Genomic DNA, 261 nt, shown 5'->3' on the forward strand with positions numbered 1-261 from the left:
GTCGTGGTCGATCGAGACGTATTCCTCGACGACGAGGGGGCCCTTGCCGTCGATGGGGCGGCCCATCCCGTCGATGACACGGCCGAAGAGGCCGTTCCCGGTGGGCACGAGGTGCGGGGTCGCGTCGGACCGGACCGGTGCGCCGACCCGGATCCCGGTCATCCGGCCGAGCGGCATGCAGCGGATGCCGTCCTGCGTCGTCGCGACGACCTCCGCGTCGATCTCGGCGTCGTTCCCGATCGCGACCAGGTCGCCGATCGC

General features: G+C 71.6%; 1 pseudogene. It reads right to left on the bottom strand.

From position 1 onward, the window contains the following. Positions 1-261 (bottom strand): annotated as a pseudogene (locus QN345_RS20220) (EscN/YscN/HrcN family type III secretion system ATPase); the annotation flags it as partial.

Origin of the sequence: Cryobacterium sp. 10I1, assembly GCF_035019805.1 — a bacterium.
GTDB lineage: Bacteria > Actinomycetota > Actinomycetes > Actinomycetales > Microbacteriaceae > Cryobacterium > Cryobacterium glucosi.